This window comes from Verrucomicrobiia bacterium (assembly GCA_019634625.1).
GTDB lineage: Bacteria > Verrucomicrobiota > Verrucomicrobiia > Limisphaerales > CAIMTB01 > CAIMTB01.
On record JAHCBA010000012.1, the window covers coordinates 12,725 to 34,932 of the forward strand.

General features: G+C 67.8%; 15 protein-coding genes. 10 read left to right on the forward strand and 5 right to left on the reverse strand.

The features are described 5' to 3' along the window. The first annotated feature begins 142 nt into the window (after window positions 1–142). Genes KF833_09205 through KF833_09220 form a run of 4 tightly spaced genes read left to right on the forward strand, consistent with a single transcriptional unit; the run spans window position 143 to window position 7,673 of the window. On the forward strand, window positions 143–5,338 hold the full coding sequence (locus tag KF833_09205; GenBank protein MBX3745477.1) for a LamG domain-containing protein: 5,196 nt from the start codon (window positions 143–145) through the stop codon (window positions 5,336–5,338). Between the two features lie 16 nt (window positions 5,339–5,354). Continuing rightward, window positions 5,355–5,744: a hypothetical protein gene (locus KF833_09210; GenBank protein ID MBX3745478.1), complete on the forward strand. Its 390-nt coding sequence runs from the start codon at window positions 5,355–5,357 to the stop codon at window positions 5,742–5,744. Window positions 5,745–5,794: 50 nt separating this feature from the next. Beyond that, window positions 5,795–6,193 (forward strand): YjbQ family protein, encoded by a 399-nt coding sequence (locus tag KF833_09215; GenBank protein ID MBX3745479.1) that lies wholly within the window; start codon window positions 5,795–5,797, stop codon window positions 6,191–6,193. Then, on the forward strand, window positions 6,153–7,673 hold the full coding sequence (locus KF833_09220) for an amidohydrolase family protein (GenBank protein ID MBX3745480.1): 1,521 nt from the start codon (window positions 6,153–6,155) through the stop codon (window positions 7,671–7,673). Before KF833_09215 ends, KF833_09220 begins: the two co-directional genes overlap by 41 nt. Before the next feature lie 228 nt (window positions 7,674–7,901). On the opposite strand, the gene KF833_09225 is transcribed toward KF833_09220, so the two are convergent. The 5 genes from KF833_09225 to KF833_09245 all read right to left on the reverse strand — a co-directional run bounded on the left by KF833_09225 (window position 7,902) and on the right by KF833_09245 (window position 13,334). Continuing rightward, window positions 7,902–8,141 (reverse strand): hypothetical protein, encoded by a 240-nt coding sequence (locus tag KF833_09225; protein ID MBX3745481.1) that lies wholly within the window; start codon window positions 8,139–8,141, stop codon window positions 7,902–7,904. A 489-nt stretch (window positions 8,142–8,630) separates the two neighbouring features. After that, window positions 8,631–9,479: a hypothetical protein gene (locus KF833_09230; GenBank protein MBX3745482.1), complete on the reverse strand. Its 849-nt coding sequence runs from the start codon at window positions 9,477–9,479 to the stop codon at window positions 8,631–8,633. A 550-nt stretch (window positions 9,480–10,029) separates the two neighbouring features. Next, window positions 10,030–11,385: a Gfo/Idh/MocA family oxidoreductase gene (locus tag KF833_09235; GenBank protein MBX3745483.1), complete on the reverse strand. Its 1,356-nt coding sequence runs from the start codon at window positions 11,383–11,385 to the stop codon at window positions 10,030–10,032. Window positions 11,386–11,389: 4 nt separating this feature from the next. Next, window positions 11,390–12,220: a sugar phosphate isomerase/epimerase gene (locus tag KF833_09240; GenBank protein ID MBX3745484.1), complete on the reverse strand. Its 831-nt coding sequence runs from the start codon at window positions 12,218–12,220 to the stop codon at window positions 11,390–11,392. 130 nt (window positions 12,221–12,350) lie between these two features. After that, window positions 12,351–13,334, reverse strand: a complete 984-nt coding sequence (locus KF833_09245; GenBank protein ID MBX3745485.1) for a PmoA family protein — start codon at window positions 13,332–13,334, stop codon at window positions 12,351–12,353. A 116-nt stretch (window positions 13,335–13,450) separates the two neighbouring features. Here KF833_09245 and KF833_09250 point away from each other — a divergent pair, with 116 nt between their 5' ends. The 6 genes from KF833_09250 to KF833_09275 all read left to right on the forward strand — a co-directional run bounded on the left by KF833_09250 (window position 13,451) and on the right by KF833_09275 (window position 22,160). Continuing rightward, window positions 13,451–14,479, forward strand: coding sequence for a helix-turn-helix transcriptional regulator (locus KF833_09250; protein ID MBX3745486.1), 1,029 nt, complete (start codon window positions 13,451–13,453; stop codon window positions 14,477–14,479). 56 nt (window positions 14,480–14,535) lie between these two features. After that, entirely contained in the window at window positions 14,536–15,273 is a 738-nt protein-coding gene (gene pyrH / locus KF833_09255; GenBank protein ID MBX3745487.1) for a UMP kinase, read from the forward strand. 53 nt (window positions 15,274–15,326) lie between these two features. Continuing rightward, complete coding sequence (gene frr, locus KF833_09260) at window positions 15,327–15,890, forward strand: ribosome recycling factor (GenBank protein ID MBX3745488.1); 564 nt, start codon at window positions 15,327–15,329, stop codon at window positions 15,888–15,890. A 96-nt stretch (window positions 15,891–15,986) separates the two neighbouring features. Beyond that, window positions 15,987–17,306, forward strand: coding sequence for a hypothetical protein (locus KF833_09265; protein MBX3745489.1), 1,320 nt, complete (start codon window positions 15,987–15,989; stop codon window positions 17,304–17,306). A gap of 13 nt (window positions 17,307–17,319) precedes the next feature. Continuing rightward, window positions 17,320–19,602, forward strand: a complete 2,283-nt coding sequence (locus tag KF833_09270) for a C1 family peptidase (GenBank protein ID MBX3745490.1) — start codon at window positions 17,320–17,322, stop codon at window positions 19,600–19,602. A gap of 482 nt (window positions 19,603–20,084) precedes the next feature. Continuing rightward, window positions 20,085–22,160 (forward strand): methyl-accepting chemotaxis protein, encoded by a 2,076-nt coding sequence (locus KF833_09275; protein ID MBX3745491.1) that lies wholly within the window; start codon window positions 20,085–20,087, stop codon window positions 22,158–22,160. Window positions 22,161–22,208 lie beyond the last annotated feature (48 nt).

Genomic DNA, 22,208 nt, shown 5'->3' on the forward strand with positions numbered 1-22,208 from the left:
CCCATGGCCCGATCCCTCTGCTCGTCCACCCTCGCGCTCAGGCCACTCTTCCAAAATGAGAACTGCTGGGCCTGGGTTCGGGCGCGTTGCATTCTCATCCGGTTGGGTGACACCCTTCACCCACGGCCTCCCCTCCCCTGCCATGTCGTCGTTCCATCCGATTGCCCCGGCGCTGCTTCTCCTGCCCGTCGCCGTTCTCGCGCTTTCCCTTCCGACCCTTGCCCAGCCAGCCATGCCGCATCGCGTGGCCACCGACGCCGGTGGCGGAAATCTTCCGGGCGTGAGCGGGTTCGAGTTGTTCCGGAACGGGATCTACTGGTGGAAGAGCGGTGCCCAGAACAGCGAAGTGGCCCGGCGTGAGGGCACCCTGGTGGTGAATGCAGCCCTTGGGATCCGCGCCCCGATCGAGTGGGTGGCCCCCGCCTCGCGTTACCTGGGCCGGGGATATGACTTCTCGATCGACGGCGCGGTGCGGGACGATCTGTTCATCCACTACGCCGCCAACGGACTTCTGCGCCGCAAGCCCATTGCCTCCGACTTCACCGATGCCCTCGCCGACTCCACCCGGTTCCTGGTGGACCGGTTCTCCGGCAACCCGCCCCAGTTCAGCCGGGTGCCCGTCGCGGCCAACGGGGCCGTCCTCCTGTGGCGTGGTGACCTCTGGTCCTCGCACGCCGCCAACGGCCAGTTCACCATCCATCGTCCGGGTCCCCTGACGAGTTTCGTGTCCTTCTCGGCTGCCGGTGGTCCGGTGAAACGGATGGCGGTCGTGGAAGTGCTCCAGAACAACGGCTCCCGGCTGAAGGACTCCCTGCTGGTCCTCACCCAGGACCGGCTCCTGTACCTGTTTGACCTCGATCCCTTCAACGGCACCCCGCACCTGCTGGCCCGCAACGTCTGGGACTTCGGGGTCCGCAACGAATCCACCCTCGGCGGCGGCGGCCTGATCATCGCCCGCAACCACACCACCGCGATCTACGCCGCCACCGGGGACCTGTCGTCGTCGCGCATCAACGGACGACTCCTCCGCTTCTCCGCCCGCGACCGCACCTTCACGGTCGCCTACAACACGCAGAGCCCGAACCTCCAGGTCCGCGGCGTCGCCGTCACTGCCGACCGGCTCTACCTCACCGTGACCCCCCTCGACTGCGGGGGTGGCTTCGGCTGTCGGTACCGGGATCACGATGCCCAGATCCTCAGTCGCCATGCCCCGGCGCACAGCGACTTCGTATCCGGCAGTTTCGGCACCATCGCGGATCGCCTCACCGCCGGCGGATCGCTCGAAGGGTTTCACCTCCGTTCCGACCGGCGTTGGCTGTACTGGACCACCGGCGACGACATCTGGCGCATTCCCGCCGACGCCCAGCCCATCGAACGCGACTTTGAGGTCCTCGGCCTCGAGGTTGTGCAGACGACGCAGGATCTGGACAACTCCACGCGCCTGGTGGCCAACCGGCCCACCGTGGTCCGCGCCTATGCCCGGCTGGCCCGGGACACCACCGGCGTCGGACGCTATGCGGTCAACGGTCAACTGCGCGTATTCCTCGACGGGCAGCCCCTGCCCGGCTCGCCCCTTTCGCCGATCAACCAGCCCACGATTGGTGCCACCGGCAATCTCGCCACACTCCGGTCCGGGGCGGACAACGGCTTCCTCTTCGAACTCCCCGCCCACTGGGTCCAACGGGGCCGCCTCCGGGTCGAGTTCACTGTCAATCCCGGCATGGGCATCCCCGAGACCGGTCCGAATCCGCTCGGCAACAACACCGTTCCCTCCGCCGACATCGAAGTCCTGCAAAGCGGCTCGCCCTGCCTTGTCTTCGTCCCCGTCCACACCGCCGCCCCCAATTACGACCCGCGCGACCCGGCATCGGGATTCGGTGCGATCCTCGCCCGCGCCCATTCCCTCCTGCCGGTGGACCGCTTCCGGTTTGCGCTCAAGGGGGACCGCATCAGCCGGCCGGTCGTGAGGATCAAGTCCGGGCCGCTGGGACTCCCCTACCCCGCCATCGACTACGAGCCGTTCGATGTTTCGGGCGGGTACGAGGACGTCATGACCTGGCTCTCGCTCTATTCCGCCTTCGAACGCGACCCCCGCGACTGCGGCGACACCCACTACGTGGGAACCGTCCACTGGCTCGCCAACACCACCTCGGCCGCCGGATCCGTGGCGCTCGGCCTCGCAAATCGCCCGGACACCGGGGTGGGCGTCGATCTCGTCGTCAAGATGGAACCGCCCGGCGTCATCCCGGGTGTCCCCCCGTGGGGAGATCCCCGGGGCGGCGAAACCCTGGCCCACGAACTCGGCCACAACTACACCCTCCGCCACATCGACCAGACCCTGTCGCCCCTGGGCTGCGACGGCGGACGTCCCCTCCGGGCCGGTGCCTATCCCCTCGACGCCTGCACCATCGGCATCGTGAATGCGGCGACCCTGACCTCGGAACTCGCCGACCGCACCACCCAGTACGGGTTCGATCCCCTGACCGGCAACGTCATCGGCCCCACCAACGCCGCCGACCTGATGAGCTACCGGTCCTCCACCTGGCTGTCCAAACCCACCTTCGACACCCTCCTCGGACGCATCCCCGGCGTTCGAGGCGCCGCCGCACCGCACCTCGCGAATGCCCGCATCGAACCCCTTCCCGAGACCGTCGTGCTGGTCCACGGAACGCTCGATCTCCTCCTGAACACCGCGGTCTTCCGCCCCTGCTACCGGCTCCCCACCGCGACCTTCGACCCCGCCAAGGTCGCTTCCTCCCTCCATCCGCCCCCCGTCGCCCACGACTGGAGGCTTCTCTGGGTGGATGCCGGCGGAACTCCGCTGGGCGAGTTCCCGCTCCTCTGGGAACGCGCCGAGGACGGCGACCCGAACCGGGCCGTGTGGACGCAGTTCCTTCCCGACCGGCCCGGGGCCGCCCACCTCGAGATCCGCCGCGGCGGGGTCCTCGTCGCCGAGTGCCGGCCGTCGGGCGCCTCGCCCTCGGTCAAGCTGCGTCCGCCGTCCCTCGATGCCGCCACCCATCGGCTCACGGTGGAATGGCAGGGCTTCGATCCCGACGGCGACCCGCTCGTCTATGCCATCCAGTTCAGCGCCGATGACGGGGCTGCCTGGCAGACCCTGCAGGTCGGTTATCCCTACGAAAGTTTCGCCACCGACACCCGGCTCCTGCCGGGCGGCCACGCCTGCCGCCTCCGGGTTGTCGCCAGCGACGGTTTCCACGCCGGGTGGACCGAGTCCGAACCGTTCTCCCTCCCGCGTCATGCGCCGGTGGTGGTTCTGAACGGCATCCAGGACGGCGAACGGTTCCCGTTCGGTGCCGTCCCGCGACTCACCGCGGTGGCGTACGACGCCGAGGACGGCAGCCTCGATCCCGCCCGGCTCCACTGGCAGCTCGACGGTCCCCAGGCCCGCACCGAAATCGGAACGGCCGTCGCCCTGCGCGATCTGCCGCCCGGCCCCTATGTCATCCAGGTGACCGCGGTGGATGCCGACGGCCAGGCCGGCCAGGCCTCCGTCTTCTTCGAGATCGAACCCATCATCATCCCCGCCACTGCCGCGCCGGTCCTCGACGGCGATTGCGGGGACCCTGCCTATGCCGACGCGCCCCTCGTGCGCCTGGCGCTCGCGAACGGCGGGTACGTCAACGGACGCATGATCCAGGCCGACGGCGCGCTTCATGCCTGCGTCTCCGACCTGCGATTCGGCGTCTCGTCGGCAGCACCCGCCAGTGTCGGCCTTCGTGTGGACCGGCGGGCGAATCGCGAGGCCCCCCCGGAACCCGCGGATCTGCCCGGGTTCTTTGTGGACGAGTACGGAACGCCCTTCGTGCGGCACGGCGACGCCATGGCCACCCCGGAGACGGGATTCGTCGGCGTTGTCGTGCGCGGTGAGTCCCGTTGGAGCGCCGAACTCCGGATCCCGAATGCCCTGCTCGGCGGCTGGAACCGGGAGACCTCCGTGCTCCTGATCCATGCCGGCTCCTCCGATCCCGTCGCCGATCGCACCTGGCCGCCGGACGCACGCGGGGACCGACCCGAACGCTGGTCCCCGGCGTCGCTGGGTCCCCGGGCGACACCCGCCAATCGTTCGCCCGTCGCCGTCGCCAGGGGACCGTCCATGGGCGTCCCGATCGCCGGCGCCCGCGTCCACCTCGACGGCACCGGCAGCTTCGATCCGGACGGTGACCCGATCGCCTACGAATGGACTCAAGTCGCCGGCCCCACGGTGGCGCTCGACGGCTCGTCCACCGCCGCCCCGTCGTTCGTGGCGCCGGACCTACCCGGGGAGACGGCATTCCGATTCCGGCTCGTCGTGCGCGACGCCACACTCGCCAGCGAGCCCGCCGAGGCGACCGTTGTCTCAGTCCCCGTGGTGGCCGCGCCGGCACCGGTGCCGGCGGGGGGTTCGAACGCCGCCGGGCTTCCGGGCGAAGGCACCCCGTTCACCCTACTCTGGCCCGGCGCCCCGGGAGACCGGTGCGCCATCCAGGCCAGCCACAACCTCATCGACTGGGAGGCGTCCGGCTTCGCCACCGTCGATTACCTCGGTCGCATCCGGTTCTTCGTGGCCGCGGCGGACCGGTCCGGGCACCGGTTCTACCGTGCCGTCGCGGCCCCCCTGCCCATCCCGACCGATCCCCTGGGCGCCCTCGCCTTCAACGGCGTGGACGGCTTCGTGGAAGTCGCCCATCGCGCCGAACTCAACGCCTACCCCCTCACCCTGGCCGCCTGGGTCCGGACCTCCCGCAACGAGCCCATGGTGGACGGCATCGTCGGCAAGTATGCCGACGGCTCGTTGAACGGGTACGCCCTGTTCCTTCACGCCGGACGACTCCGCGCCTTCTATTTCGGGCCCCAGGGCGGCCGGATCTGGGACGGTGGCCTCGGTCTCGACGGCGGTCCCGTTGCCGACGGCGAATGGCACCATGTCGCCCTGGTGGTCGATGCGGCAGGTGGACGACTGATCGTGGACGGAACCCAGACCGCCTCCCTCCCCTGGACCGGGACGCCGGGCCCGCCCACCACCACCGCGCCCTTGCGAATGGGCCGCTATCACACCTATCCCAACGCGCTCCTCGGCCACCTCGATGAAGTCGTTCTGTGGAACGTCCCCCGCACGGCCGCCGATCTCGACGCCCTCCGCCACCTGCGGCTCTCCGCCGATGCCCCGCCGCAACCCCTGGCCCTGTGGCACTTCGACGAAGGCGAGGGACTGTCCACCGTGGACGCCACCCCCAACGGTTTCCTGGGACTTCTTCGGGGCGGCGTCGAGTGGATACGATCGGAAGTGCCCCTGGGTTCGGGATCGGACTGGCCCACGGGCGGCGGATCCTGGTAACCTGCGACCCGCGCCCATGCGCACGTTCCAGATCATCTTCAATCCGACCAGCGCCGCGGAACTCGCGGCCATGCCCAAGAATCTCCAGTTGCACATCCTGGGGGAGTTCCGGGGCCTGCCGACCGAGGCCATGAGCACCGACCTCGAGCGGTTCGGGAAGCTGGAACGCGACGGCCGGGTCCTGCACCGGATGCGGCTCGGCGACTACCGGATCTACTTCGAGCGGCATCCGCTCGGCCTGGTCGTTCACCGCATCCTCGGGCGGAATTCGCTCAAGGACTTCCTGTTCCGCTCCAGCCTCCCCACCGGTGAGGACGAGGTCCTGCAGGCGAACCCGAAGTTCTGGGAACTGATCGAATCCGCCCGGCACAAGGAAGCGCCCCGCTCACCGGCGGCCCAGGCGTGACGGGTCCGCAGTAACGGGTCCGGCGCAGCGGGGTCCGCGAGGGCCTCTGCCTGGTCAACGCCATGCACATCACCGCGAGCGTCTTCATCAACGACGACGAGTCCGGCCTGCACCATGACTACGAGACCTGGCTCGAAACCCTGGCGCCCCATGCGCCAACCACCCGCTACCAGCACAACCGGACCGGCGAGGACAACGCCGACGCCCACCTGAAGCGCCAGATCATGGGGCGCGAGGTGGTCGTCGCCATCACCGGAGGCAAGCTCGATTTCGGGCCCTGGGAACAGATCTTCTACGGCCGGTTCCAACACCCCGATTGGGTTGTCCAGGGATCTCACCCTCCCGCCTCACCCATCATGGCCGATGCTCGACACTTGGGCGGCGACGGGCGTATTCCTCGCCCATCCCATGAAAACCCCCGCGAAGCGAAAGGGCTGGTCGCGCCGTGAAGCGGTGGCCGGGTCCGGCCTGGCCGCGGTCTCCCTGTTCGGTCTGGGGGGCACAAGGGCCGGGCACGCGGCAGGCGCGCCAGGCACGGAGGGCGCCGCACCGGCGGATCCGTTGTCCGAGGCGGTGGCCTCCACGCCCTTTGCCGACACCCACGAGCATCTGGTCGAGGAACAGCGCCGGACGGGTTGGACCCAGCCGGTGCCGCTGCTGCCCTGCGCCGACTGGGCCCTGCTGTTCAGTCATTACCTCAATTCCGATCTGCGCGTGGCCGGGATGTCGGCCGCGGATCACCAGCGGTTCCTTGCCCCGGACACCCCCAGCGACGCGAAGTGGCGTCTGCTGGCTCCCCACTGGCCAGGGGTCCGTCACACCGGGTACGGCCGCGCCGTCCGCCTCACCGCCCGCCAGTTGTATGGGGTGGACGATTTCGAGGAACGGACGGTCCCGCAGTTGGCGGAACGGTTCCGGGCGATGGTGAAGCCGGGCTTCTACGAGACCGTGCTGCGCGACCAGGCCGGGGTGGAGTCGTGCCAGGTCAATTCGCTCGAGTCGTACTTCATGGAATCGCGGCAGCCGCAGCTCCTCCTCCAGGATCTGAGCATCGTGCATTTCGGGGCGTTCTCGGGATCGAACTGGACCCGGATGACCGACGCCGATGGCGGTCTGGCCGGCGATCTGGCCGGGTGGCACCGGGTCATTGACCACGCCTTCGACCGGCACGGACCCTACGCGGTGGCCGTGAAGTCCCAGACCGCCTACCAGCGGCGCCTCGATTTCGCCGACGTTCCGGCCGAGACCGCCGCGCCGGTCTTCGCCAGACTCCGCAACAACGACCCGGTCACCCCCGCCGAAAGGAAGGCCTTTGACGACCACATCTTCTGGTACTGCGTGCGCCGGGCGACGGCGATGGGACTGCCGGTCAAACTGCACACCGGCTACTTCGCCGGACAGAATGGAATGCCCCTCGAGCGGGTGGGGTGGAATCCGGCGGATGCGGCCGAGCTGCTGCGGCGTTCACCGGACACCACCTTCGTGCTGATGCACATCGGCTACCCCTATCAGGAGGCGATGCTGTCCCTTGCCAAGCACTACTCCAATGCGGTGCTCGACCTGTGCTGGGCGTGGATCATCAACCCCGAGGCCTCGGCCCGGTTTCTGCGCGATTTCCTGGTGACCGCGCCGCTGAACAAGGTCCTGACGTTCGGGGGCGATTACATCCCGGTCGAACCCGTGGTCGGTCATGCCGCCATCGCCCGGGACGGACTTCTGCGCACCCTGCGGGGACTGGTCCACGATGGCTGGATGACCCTGCCCGAGGCGGTGGACCTGGTGGACCCGCTGATGCGCGGCACCGCCCGCCGGCTGTTCCGCATCGAGGAGAAACAACGCCGCCTCGCCCGGGCCCCCTGGATGCTGCGCGCCGGGCGGTCGCGTCCGAAACCCTCCGAGACCGGCTGGCATCCGGAGGAGCTGGGCTGAAGCGGCCGCCACGAATCGCTGCCATGCATCTGCGGCGCCTCCTTCGTGGTGCAATCGGATCTTCCCGGACGAGCTTGCCCGGGGATCCGGTTCCATTCCCGAAGCGAACGAAGAAAACATCTGCCTTGTCACCTGCAGTGCCCTTGTCCGCGCAGGCAACGTAAAGGTGGCCGGCCTTGGAGCCGGCCTCCATTCCCGGACACGGGAGAACCTCTGTGCTGCGCGAACTCACTCCAAGAGCCCGATCACCCGGATGAACCGGGTCGTACCGCCGATCGTGTTCGTGACGCTCGTGGCGGTGGTCGGCTCGCCCACGTCCTGCCACGGCTGGCCCACCGCGGCGGTCTGCTGAAGCTGGTAACGCGCGAACCCGGGGTTCCACTCGACCACCACCTGATTGCCGTCGAGGCGGATCCCGCGCATCAGGACACCGGTTGCCGGCCGGAGGCGAAAGGATTGCAGACCCATCAGTGGCCTTGGGAGTGACAGGTGTCCATGAGCCGCGCTGAGTGCGTAGAACAGAGGCGATTCGCCAAAACCGCCCAATCCCCTGGCAACGACTTCCTCGTAGGTCGCACCCAACCGTGCATCCCACGCGCGCACCTGTAGCCAGGCGTAGCCTCCACCTCCGACGTCAAGCACGAGGACACCGGTTCCCACAAAGTACCCTCGAGTTATCAGCGGCGCGCTCGCCCTCTGCCAAAGAACCTCAGCCAGGGCGGGAGCCATGGTCTCTGGTCTGGCGCCTCCGTACAATTCGGCCAAATAGTTGGTTCCTTCGAGAGGGATTCCTCGCGCGTCGAGAATCGGAGCGTCAAGCCCATCTCCCCGCGAGATGTTGCGAAAAGAAAAGTACCCCTGCGCCAGTCCAGACTGCGCGATGAGCAGGCCAAGCATTCCACATTTGAGGAGAGTCATTGCTTTCGCCGGGTTGGGGTTTTCGTTGCGAGGCAACGCCTATTGGGGCCAAGTCAGTCGAGCAAATCGAATATCGCTTTGATTTCGACCGTAAAGAGTGCCTTGGGCTGTGAGCCGATAATCGGTCCAGGTGACGTAAACGTAGGAGCTATCAGCCCACGCGCCGTTGTACTCGCCAACATGACCCTGATAGGCCGGTTCTGTAACGGTGAGCACGTCGTCATCCCACTCCGGATAGTGCCAGTGAAGGTTCACACCTCCCGGCGGATAAACCGGATCGTAATGGCCATTCGTCTTGTTCGCCGCCAAAGTTCCCGCAAATACCGGCGGAAAACTTTGCGTCGTGATCCGAAACTCGGTGCCGAAGGTCACGCTGCCGCCGCTCGCAATCGTCCCCCAACGGCCATACACGTCGATCAGGGAGTTGTTGGACGAGTCATTCCGCCGGTCGTACCAGGCGACGAACAGCCTGGTGCCATCCGGCTTGACGGCGATCACCGGCATCCACTGATCGTTGCTGGCGACACTGTTCACGCGGAGGGGACTGGTCCAGCTTGCGCCGCCGTTGCTGGAGCACACGAAGAAGACATCCGCCCTGTCACTGCCTGTTCCCTTGTCCGCGTAGGCAACGTAAAGGTGGCCGGCCTTGCTGGAAGTCGGATTGGCTGCCGGCACGGGAAAGGGAAAGACGCGAAAGGTGTCGTCCGAAGCCGAAGAGTTGCTGCGCTTCAATGCCAAGTTGCCGGTGACTGCATTTGTCGTGACGAGCTGCCGAACGAGCTGTGCACTCCCAAGTGTTGCGCCCCGATTCTCCACTTTTCGCACCCTGATGTAAATGCTGGCACCGCCGGCCGCAGGCTGTTGTTCGAGCCAAAACACGTACGCCACGTGATTGGCATCGATTACCGGAATAGCCGACTGGACCTGTCCATTGGTCACAGATGCCGCGATCTCCTGAATGGTGTTCCAGTTGGCGCCGTAGTCCGTCGAAACCGTCAGCCACAGCTTCTGGGGCGATCCAAGGGTTGTAAACGTGACATAGACATCCCGCTGTCCGGTGCCCGTGGCATTATCGACGGGGCGAGATCCACCTTGTGGGGGCCAAACGGAGCGGAGAACCCACGTGGCGTCGGAATGAACTCCGGCCGTGTGCGCTGCCAGGTTCCAGTCTCGTCGCGATAGTTCAGTCCGTCCGACAGTTCCACGTAACTCGCCCGCTGCGGAGTGATCGCGCCATTGCCTCCCACGATCTCGTGAGCTGCGTCCCAACGTGTGGAGTAGGCATTGAGGATGGTTGAGCGCGCGCGTTCTTCGGCGTCGCCCGCGGCAGTCGCAGGGATTCGTTGTGCGGGGGCCGGCAACACCGAGTTGAACAGAAGGGCGCCGAAGAGGAGGGGGATGGTTTTCACGGCTTGGTTTCGGCCGATCCGGTTGCGACTCACACCGCGCGGGTGCGACCGGGCATGGCGATGGGGTAACGACCCCGGGCATCGGGCATCACCGGGGGGGGCGAATCCGGGGTGAGCGCGTCGAGATTGGGGGCGAGTTCGAGATTGGAGTTCAGGGCGTCTTCCCAGGTGATGCGCTGGCCCGATTCGCAGGCCATCCTTCCCATGATGGCGGCCAGGTTGGCGAAGGCGCACCGGCGCGTCTCGTTCCAGGGCCGGTCGTTGCGGATGGCGTCGAACAGCAGGTCGTGCTCCGTCTGGTAGGGATCGTTCCGTTCGCCTCCGAACTGCCAGAGGCGGTTCTCGGGGGTGGGCTGGTGACCGCGGAAGAGGCGGGGCAGGGGAACGCCCTCGCCGAGCACCGCGCAGCCGTGGCTGCCGTGGGCCTGGACGCCAAAGAACTCCCAGCATCCGTCGATCAGCCGCCCCTGGGCCACCATGCGGGTGCCGTCCCGGAACGTGTATTCGGCCATGTAATGATCGAAGAGCTGGTCCGGTTCGTCCCGCACCTGGCGGCCGCCCATGCCCTGCACCGACACCGGCCAGTCGTCCTTGACCCAGCAGGCCACGTCGATGTTGTGGATCAGCCAGTCCACCAGGAAGGAACCGTTGAGCCAGGTGAAGCTGCTGTAGTTGGCGATCTGCCAGGCCAGCTCGTTCCAGCCGGGATCGCGCGCCAGCGTCTTGACCGTCCCATGCACCCGGTACGGCCAGACGGTCACCACGTTCCCGATGGCCCCATCGTGAATGCGCTGGACCGCCTCGCGGTTCATGGCGCTATGGCGGGTCATCAGGCCGCCCGCGATCTTCAGGTTGCGCCGTTCGGCCTCCTCGCCGGCGGCCAGGATGCGGCGAATGCCGGGTCCATCGACGGCGAACGACTTCTCCATGAAGACATGGAGACCGCGCGCCACCGCGTACTCGAGGTGGATCGGCCGGAAGGCCGGCGGCGTCGCCAGAATCACCACGCTGCCCCGGCTCAGGCTGTCCATCGCCTGACGATAGCCGTCGAGGCCGACGAACCGGCGGTCCGGCGGGACGTCCACGCGGTCCGGGGACTGGGCCCGGAGGATCTCCAGACTGGTGCTGAGGCGGCGTTCAAAGAAGTCGGCCATGGCCCGCAGCCGCACCGGGCCCTGGGTGGCCATGGCCTGGGCGGCGGCCCCGGTGCCCCGTCCGCCGCACCCGATCAGCGCGACGTCGAGGGTGTGGCTCTCCGCCGTGTACCCGGCCCGCGGCAACGCCCCGGCGAGGGCGGCCCCGGCAACCGCCCTGCCGGATTGACTGAGGAACTGTCGGCGCGGGAGCGGTCCGCCCTGCCGGGAGGGATTCGGAATCGGCTTCATGGGGTCACGCATTGAGCAGGGGACGCAGATGGTCTGCGGACCGGGCGGCCTGATCCACGGTGCCGCATTCGACCGAGAAGACGAGGTCGCGGGGGCATTCGCGGCAGAGGGCGATGACGCGTTCCCAGTCGATCAGTCCGTCGCCGCAGGCACAGCCGACGGGGGTGCCGGTGACCTTGCCGCGCTCGGCTTCGGAGTGCTGCAGGGAGATGTCCTTGGCATGGAGGTGAACCAGGCGGGGGACGATGCGCTTCAGCCATCGGTAAGGATCCTCGCCGGCGAGGTAGCTGTTGCCGGTGTCGAAATTGATCCCGATGGCGGGGCTGCGGACCAGGCGCACGATGCGGTTCAAGCCCGACGGCGTGCGGCTGTACTGCTGATGGCATTCGAGGCCGATGAGGAGTCCGCGCGGTTCGGCAACCTTGGCGGCCTCCATCAGGGTGTACCGCATGAGCACATGGTCTTCTTCCTCGGTGGTCCACGGCTGCTTGGGCCCCTCGTCCGTGTTCACCACCGGCGCTCCGCAGTCCGCCGCGAAGCGGATCGCCTGCTTCAGGTACTCGACACCGATCTCGGGTTTGGTGAGGGGCGTGTGGGCGGACAGGCCGGAGAGAAGGACCCCGTGCTTTTCGCAGCAGCGCCGGACGCGGAACGGGTCGTCGAGCATCGAAACGCTGTGGAAGTAACCCGCTTCGCTGAGGAGTTCCCGGCCCCAATGGACCATCGGCTCGACGTGCGTGTAGCCGAGTTCGGCCGCGGTGCGGACCCCCCACTCGAAGGGCTTGTCGGCGTGACGCACGAACTCGAGGTTGATGCCAAGGTGGATTCGGCCCATCGACGTAAGGAGGTTAAGGGTTCAATTCGAGGTTCGTGGAAACCGGCATCGTCGGGAATCGGGCCCGGGGCGAATCCGTCGATGGCCTTCCCCCCCCCGATGCGCCATGCGTCATGCTTCCATTGCGGTTTCATGGGGAGGGGGGGGCTTCCCGCCACCGTTGCGCCCGGGCGCCGACGGCTTCGGGGGACCAGGGCCCGGCCGATACGAGAACGAGATAGTCCAAACGGAACCGTTCCCCGGCGCTCAGCAGAAGTGGTTCCCGTTCGAGGCCCAGCGTGGCGGAGAGGTAGGCAAAGGGGCTTGCCATGGCGAAGAACGCCGGATCCCCCCGCGGGTTCGCCGGGTGGCCGACCACCGCCACCGTCACCGGCTGCCCGGGCCGCACGAAGGAAACCCCGCTCCACGGATGCACACCCACCTCCTGTCGGCCGCCCGCCAAGTCCGGGGAACCGCCCGCCCGGAAATGCCGCGCCACGGGATCCAGGTCCGCCGCGAACCGCAGGCCCAATCCGAAATAACTCGATCCGGTGAGGGTGACCGTTTCGGCGCGGCCGCCGACCACGAACTCCGAACGCCAATGCAGCGCCACCTCTCCGCGGGCCGGATCCGGGACCAGCGTCAGGGTCCGTTCCTCCACCAGCAGCGCATGGCGGGCATCGTCGGGGAGGAACGCCTCCGACGAGGCCAGCCAGTGAAGCGTCTGGCGCAGGCGCGCCCGGGGTTGCCCATGGGGGCCGGTTCCCAGTTCGGGCGGCGCAGTGGCCACCGGTTTCTGGATTCCGGACCCCGAGACCTCCTCCCAGAAGTTCAAGCCGTTCACCCCGATGGCGTACATCAGGCCGTGGTGGTGCAGGTGATCGGACGGGGCGTCGCGCAGAAGGTTCTCGCCGTCGAGCGTGGCCAGAACGCGCACGTACGGCTTGTGGGCCATCCGCGGGAAGGCGTATTCGAGGATGACATGGGGACCGTAGCGGACGGTCCACGCCGTCACCTCCGTCGAGGCTTCAACGGACAGGCGCCTGTCCGCCCCCGACGCAGGCCATGGCATCAGGATGAGCACCCCTGTGAGGGCGGTGAGCAGGATGGATCGGCATCGCGTGTCGGGCTTCATCAGGACCCCTCCGGGCGCCGGCAAGTCGCGGCCCATGCACCTTGGCGCCCCCCACGATTTGTTTCGTCCGGATTCGCCCATTGGTAAATATCGAACGACGCTGTCCACCCCGCCCCATGTCCTCCCGACGCGAGCCCTCCGCCATCTTCGAAGGACCCAGTGCGACCTATCACGCGGATCGCTGCGAACCGCTGGTGCAGGCGGTGGCGCGCGGTGAGGTCCGGTTGTCCGCCCTGGCGCACCGGGGCTATCCAGGGCGTGCCCTGCCCGCCACGGTGCTCCCCGAGGTGTCCACGGTGGGCTGCTGGGACGCCCCGGGAACCCAGCGGTGGGGCCTCGATTGGCACCGCAACGAGGGCATCGAGTTCACCTTCGTCTCGCGGGGCCGCACCGCGTTCCTGGTCGAGGGCCGTCGTTATCCGCTCGGTCCCGGTCACCTCACCATCACCCGCCCCTGGCAGAAGCATCGCGTCGGGGATCCGCATATCGGGCCGAGCCGCCTGCTCTGGCTGATCCTGGATGTCGGGGTGCGGCGCCCGGACCAGCCGTGGCATTGGCCGGAGTGGCTGATGCTTGATCCCGACGAGGCCCGGCGCCTGACCACGCTGCTGCGGCACAACGAGAATCCGGTCTGGCGCGCCGACCGGGAGGTGGGCGCCTGCTTCGAAAGCCTGGCGCGCCTGGCGGATGCCGACACCCCCCGCGTGCCGCAAAGCCGGATCCGGATTGCCATCAGCGAGCTGGCCCTGGCCATCCTCGACCTCCTCGAACGCGAACGCATCCCGCTGGATGGCCGCCTGGTCTCCGTCCGCCGCACCGTGGACCTGTTCCTCCAGTCGCTGCCGGAACATCTCGACCACCCCTGGACCCTGGAGGCCATGGCCGCCCGTTGTGGCCTGGGACGAAGCCGGTTCTCCGAATACTGCCGCCAGCTTGTGAACATGACCCCGGGCCACTACCTGACCTTCCTGCGGATCGAGGAGGCCCGGCGCCTTCTCACCCTCGATCCGGAGCGCGGGATCCTCGACATCGCGCTGGCCTGCGGCTTTCAGACCAGCCAGTACTTCGCGACCGCATTCCGCAAGGCCACCGGACTGTCCCCGCGGGCCTTTGCCGACGCCCGCCAACGCGAGCTTGCCATTTGACGGGAAGGGCTTGCGGTTGCTAGGAACGTCCGGGTTTCCATCCGCCCCACCACTGCATGAGCGACGCTTCTCCCGTTCGGCCCACACCCAGGTACCGCCGCATCCTCCTCAAATTGAGCGGCGAGGCGCTCGGCACCGAAGGCGGATACGGCATCGACGCCCAGGCCCTCCTCCAGATCGCCGCCCAGATCAAGGAGGTCCGTGAACTCGGCGTCGAAATCGTGATCGTCATCGGCGGCGGCAACATCTTCCGCGGCCTCCAGGGCAGTCAGCGCGGCATCGAACGCGTCACCGGCGACCAGATGGGCATGCTCGCCACCCTCATCAATGCCCTCGCCCTCCAGGACGCCCTCGAAAAACAGGGCGTCGAAACCCGCGTCCAGAGCGCCATCAGCGTCACCCAGGTCAGTGAACCCTTCATCCGCCGACGCGCCGTCCGACACCTCGAGAAAGGCCGCATCGTCATCCTCGCCGCCGGCACCGGCAACCCCTACTTCTCCACCGACACCGCCGCCTCCCTCCGGGCCGCCGAGATCAACGCCGAGGTCATCCTCAAGGCCACCAAGGTCGATGGCGTGTACGACAGCGATCCCAAGACCAATCCCAATGCCCGCCGTTACGAGCGCATCTCCTACCTCGAAGCCGTCCAGCGTCAGTTGAAGGTCATGGACATGACCGCCTTCGCCCTCTGCATGGACAACCGCATGCCGATCATCGTCTTCAACCTCTTTGGCGAACACAACATCCGCCGCGTCGTGCTCGGCGAACAGATCGGCACGCTCGTCTCCGACTGACCGGCGGCACCCTCCACCCTTTCCCCCTCTCCCAACCCCACCCACCCATCGCCATGTCCATCGACGAAATCCTGCTCGAATGCGAAGAGAAGATGCAGAAGAGCGAGGAACATGTGGTCCTCGAATTCAACGGTGTCCGCACCGGCAAGGCCTCCCCCGCCCTCATCGAAAACATCCTCGTCGAGGTGTACGGCGGATCGCACATGCGTATCCGTGAACTCGCCGGCATCACCGCCCCCGAACCCCGGCAGCTCCTCGTCCAGCCCTGGGACGCCAGCACCGTCAGCCCGATCGAAAAGGCCATCCAGAAGGCCAACATCGGCCTCAACCCCATGGTCCAGGGCCGCGCCCTGCGGATCATGATCCCCGAACTCAGCACCGAACAGCGCGAGAAGTTCGTCAAGGCCATCCGCCACATGGCCGAGACCGGGCGCGTCGCGGTCCGCCAGATCCGCCGCGAAGCCATCGAACACCTCAAAAAGGAGCAGAAGGCCGGCGAGATCACCGAGGACGAACTCAAGCATTCCGAGAAGGAGGTCCAGGCCCTCACCGATCGGTACAGCCAGCGCATCGATGAGCATCTCCACCACAAGGAAAAGGAACTGATGACGGTCTGAGCCGTATCCCGCACGCGGTGCCAGCTTCGGAGGGACGAGCACCGCGAGTCCGCACGGGATGCCATGGATGTCGTGAACCGCGGACCCGCTCTCCCCATGAAGCCACTCCTCGTCATCCCGCTCCTCCTCCTCCTCGGCCCCGGGTGCAGCCAGCTCGCGCAGAAGCGCGCGGAACGGGAACTCGAGATGGTCGCCCGGCACTGGTGCATGACCCTGCGCGCCAGCCAGATCATCCCCACCTACCCGCTCAACGAGGACCTCCAGCCCGGGGACGTTTTTCTCACCGAAACCCCGGCGCCCCGCCAGGCCCGCGATTACAACCGGCGCGGCTATCTCGACCTCGAACATCTCCTGGTCCGGCTCAATCCCACCGGGTACCAGTCCTTCTATGGGGGCGGCTACGGCATCCCTTCGTCCCCCCAGCCACCCCGCCCCTGGCAGTTCCCGGACAGCGCCCGGTGGTCCAACGCCCCGCTGGCCGGTTTCCCGACCTACACCATCGAGGTCAAACGCGGTGGCGGCTTCAACACCGCCTTCCCCATCTCCAGCGTCCCCGTCTCGCTCGCCCTCCTCTCCAGCGCCCAGGGCCGGGCAACGGTGCAACTCACCCAGGCCCACACCTTCGGACTCGACCAGGCGTCGCTGGAGACGCCCTTCCGCGACTGGCTCGCCCGTCACCCGGATCTCATCGAGCAATACGCACGCCCGACCAACCTCCACCAGACGGCCTACCTCCGCCTCGTCACCCGCGTCTTCCTCGTCAAGTCCGTCAATGTCACCGTCACCGGCGACTCCGCGACGTCCTTCACCGGCTCAGGCGGGGTGCCCAGGGAGGTGGTCCTGTCCAGTCTCCACGACACCAACGCCGTCGCCAATTACACCAACTCGATCGGCATCCTCGACCGCATGGTGTCCACCCTCCAGGAAGGCGCCCCCGGCGGAACCCTCAAGCTCGCCGGCGCCTCGTCCCGCGCCATCTCCTTCAACGAAACCTTCGCCCGGCCCCTGGTGGTGGGCTACATCGCCCAGGATTATCCCATCCTGCCCGACGGACGCCTCGGCCATCCGGTCTCGACCAAGGAAGTCCTCGAAGGTCGCGCCCGCGATCCCCTGTCCCTCAGTCTCCAACGGCTCGAGGAGGAACAGGACATGGCCGCCCGCGTGGCCGAGGCCTGCATCGCGCGTCTCGACGCCCTCGGCCCGGATCCCCTCGCCACCGCGATCCGGGACGCGCACCGCTTCAACCTCCTCTCGGCCACCGAACGCGACACCCAGCTCGCCGTCGCCGCCCAGGATCCTCCCGCCGCCCGTCGTGCCCTCTCCGGCATTCTCCACCGCAAGGCCCGGAGCGGTGACGTCCGGGCCCGTTGTGATCTGACCGACTTCCTCGAAAGCCTCGCCCTCCTCTCACCCTGAACCCCGGCCCGCCATGGCCACCACCGACCGACGCGTCTTCCTGTGCCCGGACAATCCGGCCAATCGCCAGCAGCACAAGGACCTTGAGGACGCCAAACGTGGCGGCTGGCAGGTGACCGACGCCGCCCGGGATCCCCTCGACCCGAACCGGCTCCTGGTCACGCTCTCCTCCGGCGGAAACGCCGCCGCGCCGGCACCCGGGGAGGTGCCGTCCCTGGCAGGAGCCGCCGCCCGCCCTCGCCGCGCCGCCGCGTCACCCCAGCCCGCGATTCGCGCCGGATCCCGGTCCTACCGTCTGGATGCCCGACCCGATCCCGTCGATTTCCGCGACCGCCTCTACGAACCGACCCTGGTCGAGGTCCCCAGCGAATGGCCGCTCGAACGTTACCTCTCGGTCTGGAGCGGAAAGGGGGGACGGGCCGCCGCCCAACCCGTCCTCGACCAGGGCGAGGAAGGGGCCTGCACCGGGTTCGGCCTCGCCGCCGTGGCCCACTATCTGCTCCGCCGCCGCAAGGTCTGGCCCGACCCGACACCCGTCAGCGCCCGCATGTTCTACGAAATGGCCCGGCGCCACGACGAATGGGAGGGTGAGGACTATTCGGGTTCGAGCGCGCGCGGCGCCATGAAAGGCTGGCACAAGCACGGCGTCTGCCGCGAATCCCTCTGGCCCTATCAGGCCTCCTCCGCCCTCGGCACCCTCACCCCGGAACGCGCCGTCGATGCCCTGCGACGACCCCTCGGCGCCTACTTTCGTGTCCCGCACCGCGACCTCGTCGCCATGCACAGTGCCCTCGCCGAAGTGGGCATCCTCTACGCCACCGCCACCGTCCACGAAGGCTGGTCCCATGTCGGCCGCGACGGGCACATCCACCCGGATCCCCGCGAGACGGGTGGGCACGCCTTCGTCCTCGTGGGCTACGACGCGGAAGGGTTCTGGCTCCAGAACTCCTGGGGTCCTTCCTGGGGACATCTCGGGTTCGCGCACCTCACCTACGACGACTGGCTTGCCCACGGCACCGACGTCTGGGTGGCCCGCCTCGGGGCCCCGATGGTCTCCGCCCGACCGGCCCGCGCCGGTGGCACCCGGCTCGATCACGCCGGCGCCGCCCTCGATGTCCGCCGCGCCCACCTCCAACGCCACACCGTGGCTCTGGGCACCGACGGATGTCTCCGCCCCGGCGGCGAGGTGGGCAACCACGAGGGGGACATCCGCCGGCTGTTTGGCCGGCGCGGCGACATCGAGTCCCTCACCCGTTCCTGGTCCCCCAAACGCATCCTCCTCTACGCCCACGCCGGACTTGTCCCCGAACCGGATGCGCTCCAGCGCCTCGCCGAGTATCTGCCCGCCCTCCTCGAACACCAGACCTACCCTCTGGCGTACTTCTGGAAGTCCGACCTCTGGTCCGCCCTCGCCAGTGTCTTGAAGGAGGCCCTCCGGCAACGCCGTCCGGATGGCGCCCTCGACACCGCCAAGGGCTTCCTGCTCGAACGTCTCGACGACACCCTCGAACTGGTCGCCCGGCCGGGCGGCCGGCGGATCTGGGAGGAGGTCCGGGAAACCGCCCGACTTGCTGCGGAAAGCGCCACGGGCGGCGCCCGGCTGGTTCTCGCAAGGCTCCTCGAGTTCATCCGGCGCCATCCCGGTGTCGAAGTCCACTTCCTGGCCCACGGCGCCGGCAGTTTCCTTCTCGGACCGGTCTTTCGGGAGTTCTGCCAGGCCGGGCACCACGCCGCCTCCCTCCAACTCTGGGCCCCCGCCTGCTCCCTCGATTTCTTCCGCGCCCACTATGCCGATTCCCTGTCCGCCGGGGCCGCCCGGCGGGTCGCCCTTTACACCCTGAAGGACGACTCCGAACGCGCTGATCACTGCGCCCACCTCTACCACAAGTCCCTGCTGTACCTCGTCGCCAACGCCCTCGAAGACCGCCCCCGACGTCCCGGTCAGCCCGGCACCCCCCTGCTCGGCCTGGAAACGTCCCTCCTCGAACAGGCGGCGAGTCTGGGTATCGACTCCGACGGGGTCCGTCGTGAGGACCCGCCTGCCGTCCGGCTTCCATGGGGCCCCGATGCCTGGTGGATTCGCACCCCCAACAACCTCCCCCCGGGCGACCCTTTCGCCAGCACCGCCCGCCGTCACGGCGACTTCGACGACGACCCGGCCACCGTCCGCGGCACCCTCGCCCGCATCGTCGGGGCCGACACCGGTATCTCGTCCTCCGGCGAAGCCATCGACTTCCACCCCACCCGTTCCGGTCTCGACGCATGGCGCCGTGATCTCGATCAGGCCCTCCGGTAAGGCCACTGGACCATGATCCGCCGCACGCGCAGGTGACGGCACCATTGCGGTTACCGGTAATAAGGCAGGCGCTTTGTCGTTGACGCACCCCTCCGGGGCGCGACAGAGCGCCTGACCGCCCACGGTGGATGGATGACCTTGTCTCCCCCTCCCCATACCAAAGCAAGATGCCTGGCTACTTAATGGGAGGGTTAGTCAACAAATTAAAATTAAGTACCAGACTTTTTGACTTTCCCCATAGTCAACAAACACCCCAAGCAAGATGCCTGGCTACTTAATGGCAAGGTTAGTCAACAACTTAAAACTTAAAACTAAGAACCTGACGCTTTGATTTGGACTGTTGCGGGAAGGAAGGGAGGGAGCGGCAGGGCATCGCCCAAGGGTCCGTTCGCCCCTCGCGGGTCAAGTGGTCGCCCCGCCGGACCGATACCCTGCATGGGAGCGATTGGCGCTCACATGGGCGGCCCTTTCCCCGATGACCTATGAAGCTGCGCACGCAGATTGCCCTCCTGTCCCTGAGCCTGGTCGGGGCCAGCACCCTCGTCGTCCTCGCCACTCTGGTTTTCGAGAACCGCAGACTCGAACGGGAATCCAGCCGCATTCTCCTGCGTACCGTCGAGGATCAGGTCGGGCAGGTCACCGCTGGCGCGTACCGATCGGTCCTGGCCACCGAAGCCCGCAATCAACGGCGCCTGGACCACAGCCTCGGCGTCGCCCGTGCCCTGCTCGAATCCCATGGCAGGCTCGGGTTCGGCACAGGGGAGACGAGCTGGAAAGCGGTGAACCAGTTCACCGGAGAGGCCAGCGAGGTCTCCCTGCCGACGTTCCTTCTGGGAGGTGTCCCCATCGTGGCCAACACCGACGGCCTCACCCCCTCCCCCCTCGTTGATGACGTCCGGCGCACCACCCGCGAATTCTGCACCCTGTTCCAGCGGATCAACGACGCCGGGGACATGCTCCGCGTCGTCACCAGTGTGCTGCACACCAATGGAACACGCGCGGTCGGCACCTTCATCCCCGCCCTCCAACCCGACGGCACCCCGAATCCCGTTGTCCGCGAGGTCCTCGCCGGTCGCACCTTCCGCGGCCGCGCCAGGGTGGTCGGTGAATGGCATGCCACCGCCTATGAACCCGTCTGGGACCCGACCCGCACCCACGTGATCGGCATGCTCTACGTCGGACTCGAACTCCGCGACATCAACCGCGAGTTGCTCGCCAGCCTCCAGGCCATGCGGGTGGGTCAGTCCGGCTCGATGTTTGTCCTTGGCGCCAGCGGGGCCGACCGCGGCCGATACATCCTTTCCCCGGGCGGACGGCGGGACGGAGAAGCGGCCTTGGAGGCCCGCGATGCCCTCGGCCAACCCTACGTCCAGTCGCTCCTCGCCAAGGCCGGGAACCATGCGGAAGGGACCGTCACCCTCGACCGCTATTCCCTTCCGATCGCCGGACGGACCACCAACGCCGCCGTCCATGTCGCCGCGGTCACCTACCACGCCCCGTACGACTGGGTCATCGGCGTCGAAGCCCCCGAACAGGACTTCGCCGAAGTCCTCGACACCATGGCCTCCGCCCAGGACCGCCTTCTCCGACGGGTGTCCGCCGTCGCTGCCGTCATAGGCATCCTCGGGTTGCTCGCCGGCACGGTGCTCGCCCGCCGCATCGAACGTCCCATGGCCCGTGTCGCCAACACCCTCGAAGGCGCCTGCGTTAGCCTCACCGACGCCTCGTCCCACCTTGCCAGCGCCGGACAACAACTCGCCGAGGGAGCCAGCGAACAGGCCGCTTCGGTCGAGGAAACCAGCGCCTCCCTCGAGGAAATGGCCAGCATGATCCGCGGCAACGCCGGGAATGCCGGCCGCGCCAAGAACCTCGCCGCCTCCACCCGGTCCGCCGCCGATCGCGGCGCCCGGGAAGTCCAGCAGCTCCAGACCGCCATGGAGAGCATCCAGTCCTCCAGCGATGACATCGCCCGGATCCTCAAGACCATCGACGAGATCGCTTTTCAGACCAACATCCTCGCCCTCAACGCCGCGGTCGAAGCCGCACGCGCCGGTGACGCGGGCATGGGCTTCGGGGTCGTCGCCGACGAGGTGCGCGCCCTCGCCCAACGGAGCGCTGGCGCCGCCCGCGACACAGCCGCCCGGATCGAAACCGCTCTCGCCGCCACCGCTCAGGGCGTCGAGGTGGGCGGGCGCGTGGCCGTTGTCCTCAACGAGATCCACCAGGGCGTCCGCCAGGTGGACGAGATTGCCGCCGAGGTCGCCAGCGCCAGCCAGGAGCAGAGTCAGGGCATCGCCCAGGTCAACACCGCCCTCTCCCAGATCGACAGGGTCACCCAGGTGACCGCCTCCTCCTCCGAGGAGGTTGCCGCCTCCGCCGGCGATCTCACCTCCCAGGTCGCCACCATGCGTGAATCGCTCGAAGCCCTGCGGATCATGTTCCAGGGTCGCGATGCGCGATCCCGGGCTGCCTCCGTCCCGGTTGCCGCCACTGCGCCCCGTTCCGTCCCGCTCCGTGCCCGCGCCGGCAAACCGGCGCCCGCCCTGGCGCGCGGCTGATGCCCGGGACCGGCGGTTCCGCCTCCGCGGAAACGCCCCTTGTTCCCC

Coding starts and splice junctions, on each gene's coding strand:
- KF833_09205 (MBX3745477.1), top strand. CDS start 143: ATGTCGTCGTTCCATCCGATTGCCCCGGCGCTGCTTCTCCTGCCCGTC.
- KF833_09210 (MBX3745478.1), top strand. CDS start 5,355: ATGCGCACGTTCCAGATCATCTTCAATCCGACCAGCGCCGCGGAACTC.
- KF833_09220 (MBX3745480.1), top strand. CDS start 6,153: ATGAAAACCCCCGCGAAGCGAAAGGGCTGGTCGCGCCGTGAAGCGGTG.
- KF833_09225 (MBX3745481.1), bottom strand. CDS start 8,141: ATGGGTCTGCAATCCTTTCGCCTCCGGCCGGCAACCGGTGTCCTGATG.
- KF833_09235 (MBX3745483.1), bottom strand. CDS start 11,385: ATGAAGCCGATTCCGAATCCCTCCCGGCAGGGCGGACCGCTCCCGCGC.
- KF833_09240 (MBX3745484.1), bottom strand. CDS start 12,220: ATGGGCCGAATCCACCTTGGCATCAACCTCGAGTTCGTGCGTCACGCC.
- KF833_09245 (MBX3745485.1), bottom strand. CDS start 13,334: ATGAAGCCCGACACGCGATGCCGATCCATCCTGCTCACCGCCCTCACA.
- KF833_09250 (MBX3745486.1), top strand. CDS start 13,451: ATGTCCTCCCGACGCGAGCCCTCCGCCATCTTCGAAGGACCCAGTGCG.
- pyrH (MBX3745487.1), top strand. CDS start 14,536: ATGAGCGACGCTTCTCCCGTTCGGCCCACACCCAGGTACCGCCGCATC.
- frr (MBX3745488.1), top strand. CDS start 15,327: ATGTCCATCGACGAAATCCTGCTCGAATGCGAAGAGAAGATGCAGAAG.
- KF833_09265 (MBX3745489.1), top strand. CDS start 15,987: ATGAAGCCACTCCTCGTCATCCCGCTCCTCCTCCTCCTCGGCCCCGGG.
- KF833_09270 (MBX3745490.1), top strand. CDS start 17,320: ATGGCCACCACCGACCGACGCGTCTTCCTGTGCCCGGACAATCCGGCC.
- KF833_09275 (MBX3745491.1), top strand. CDS start 20,085: ATGAAGCTGCGCACGCAGATTGCCCTCCTGTCCCTGAGCCTGGTCGGG.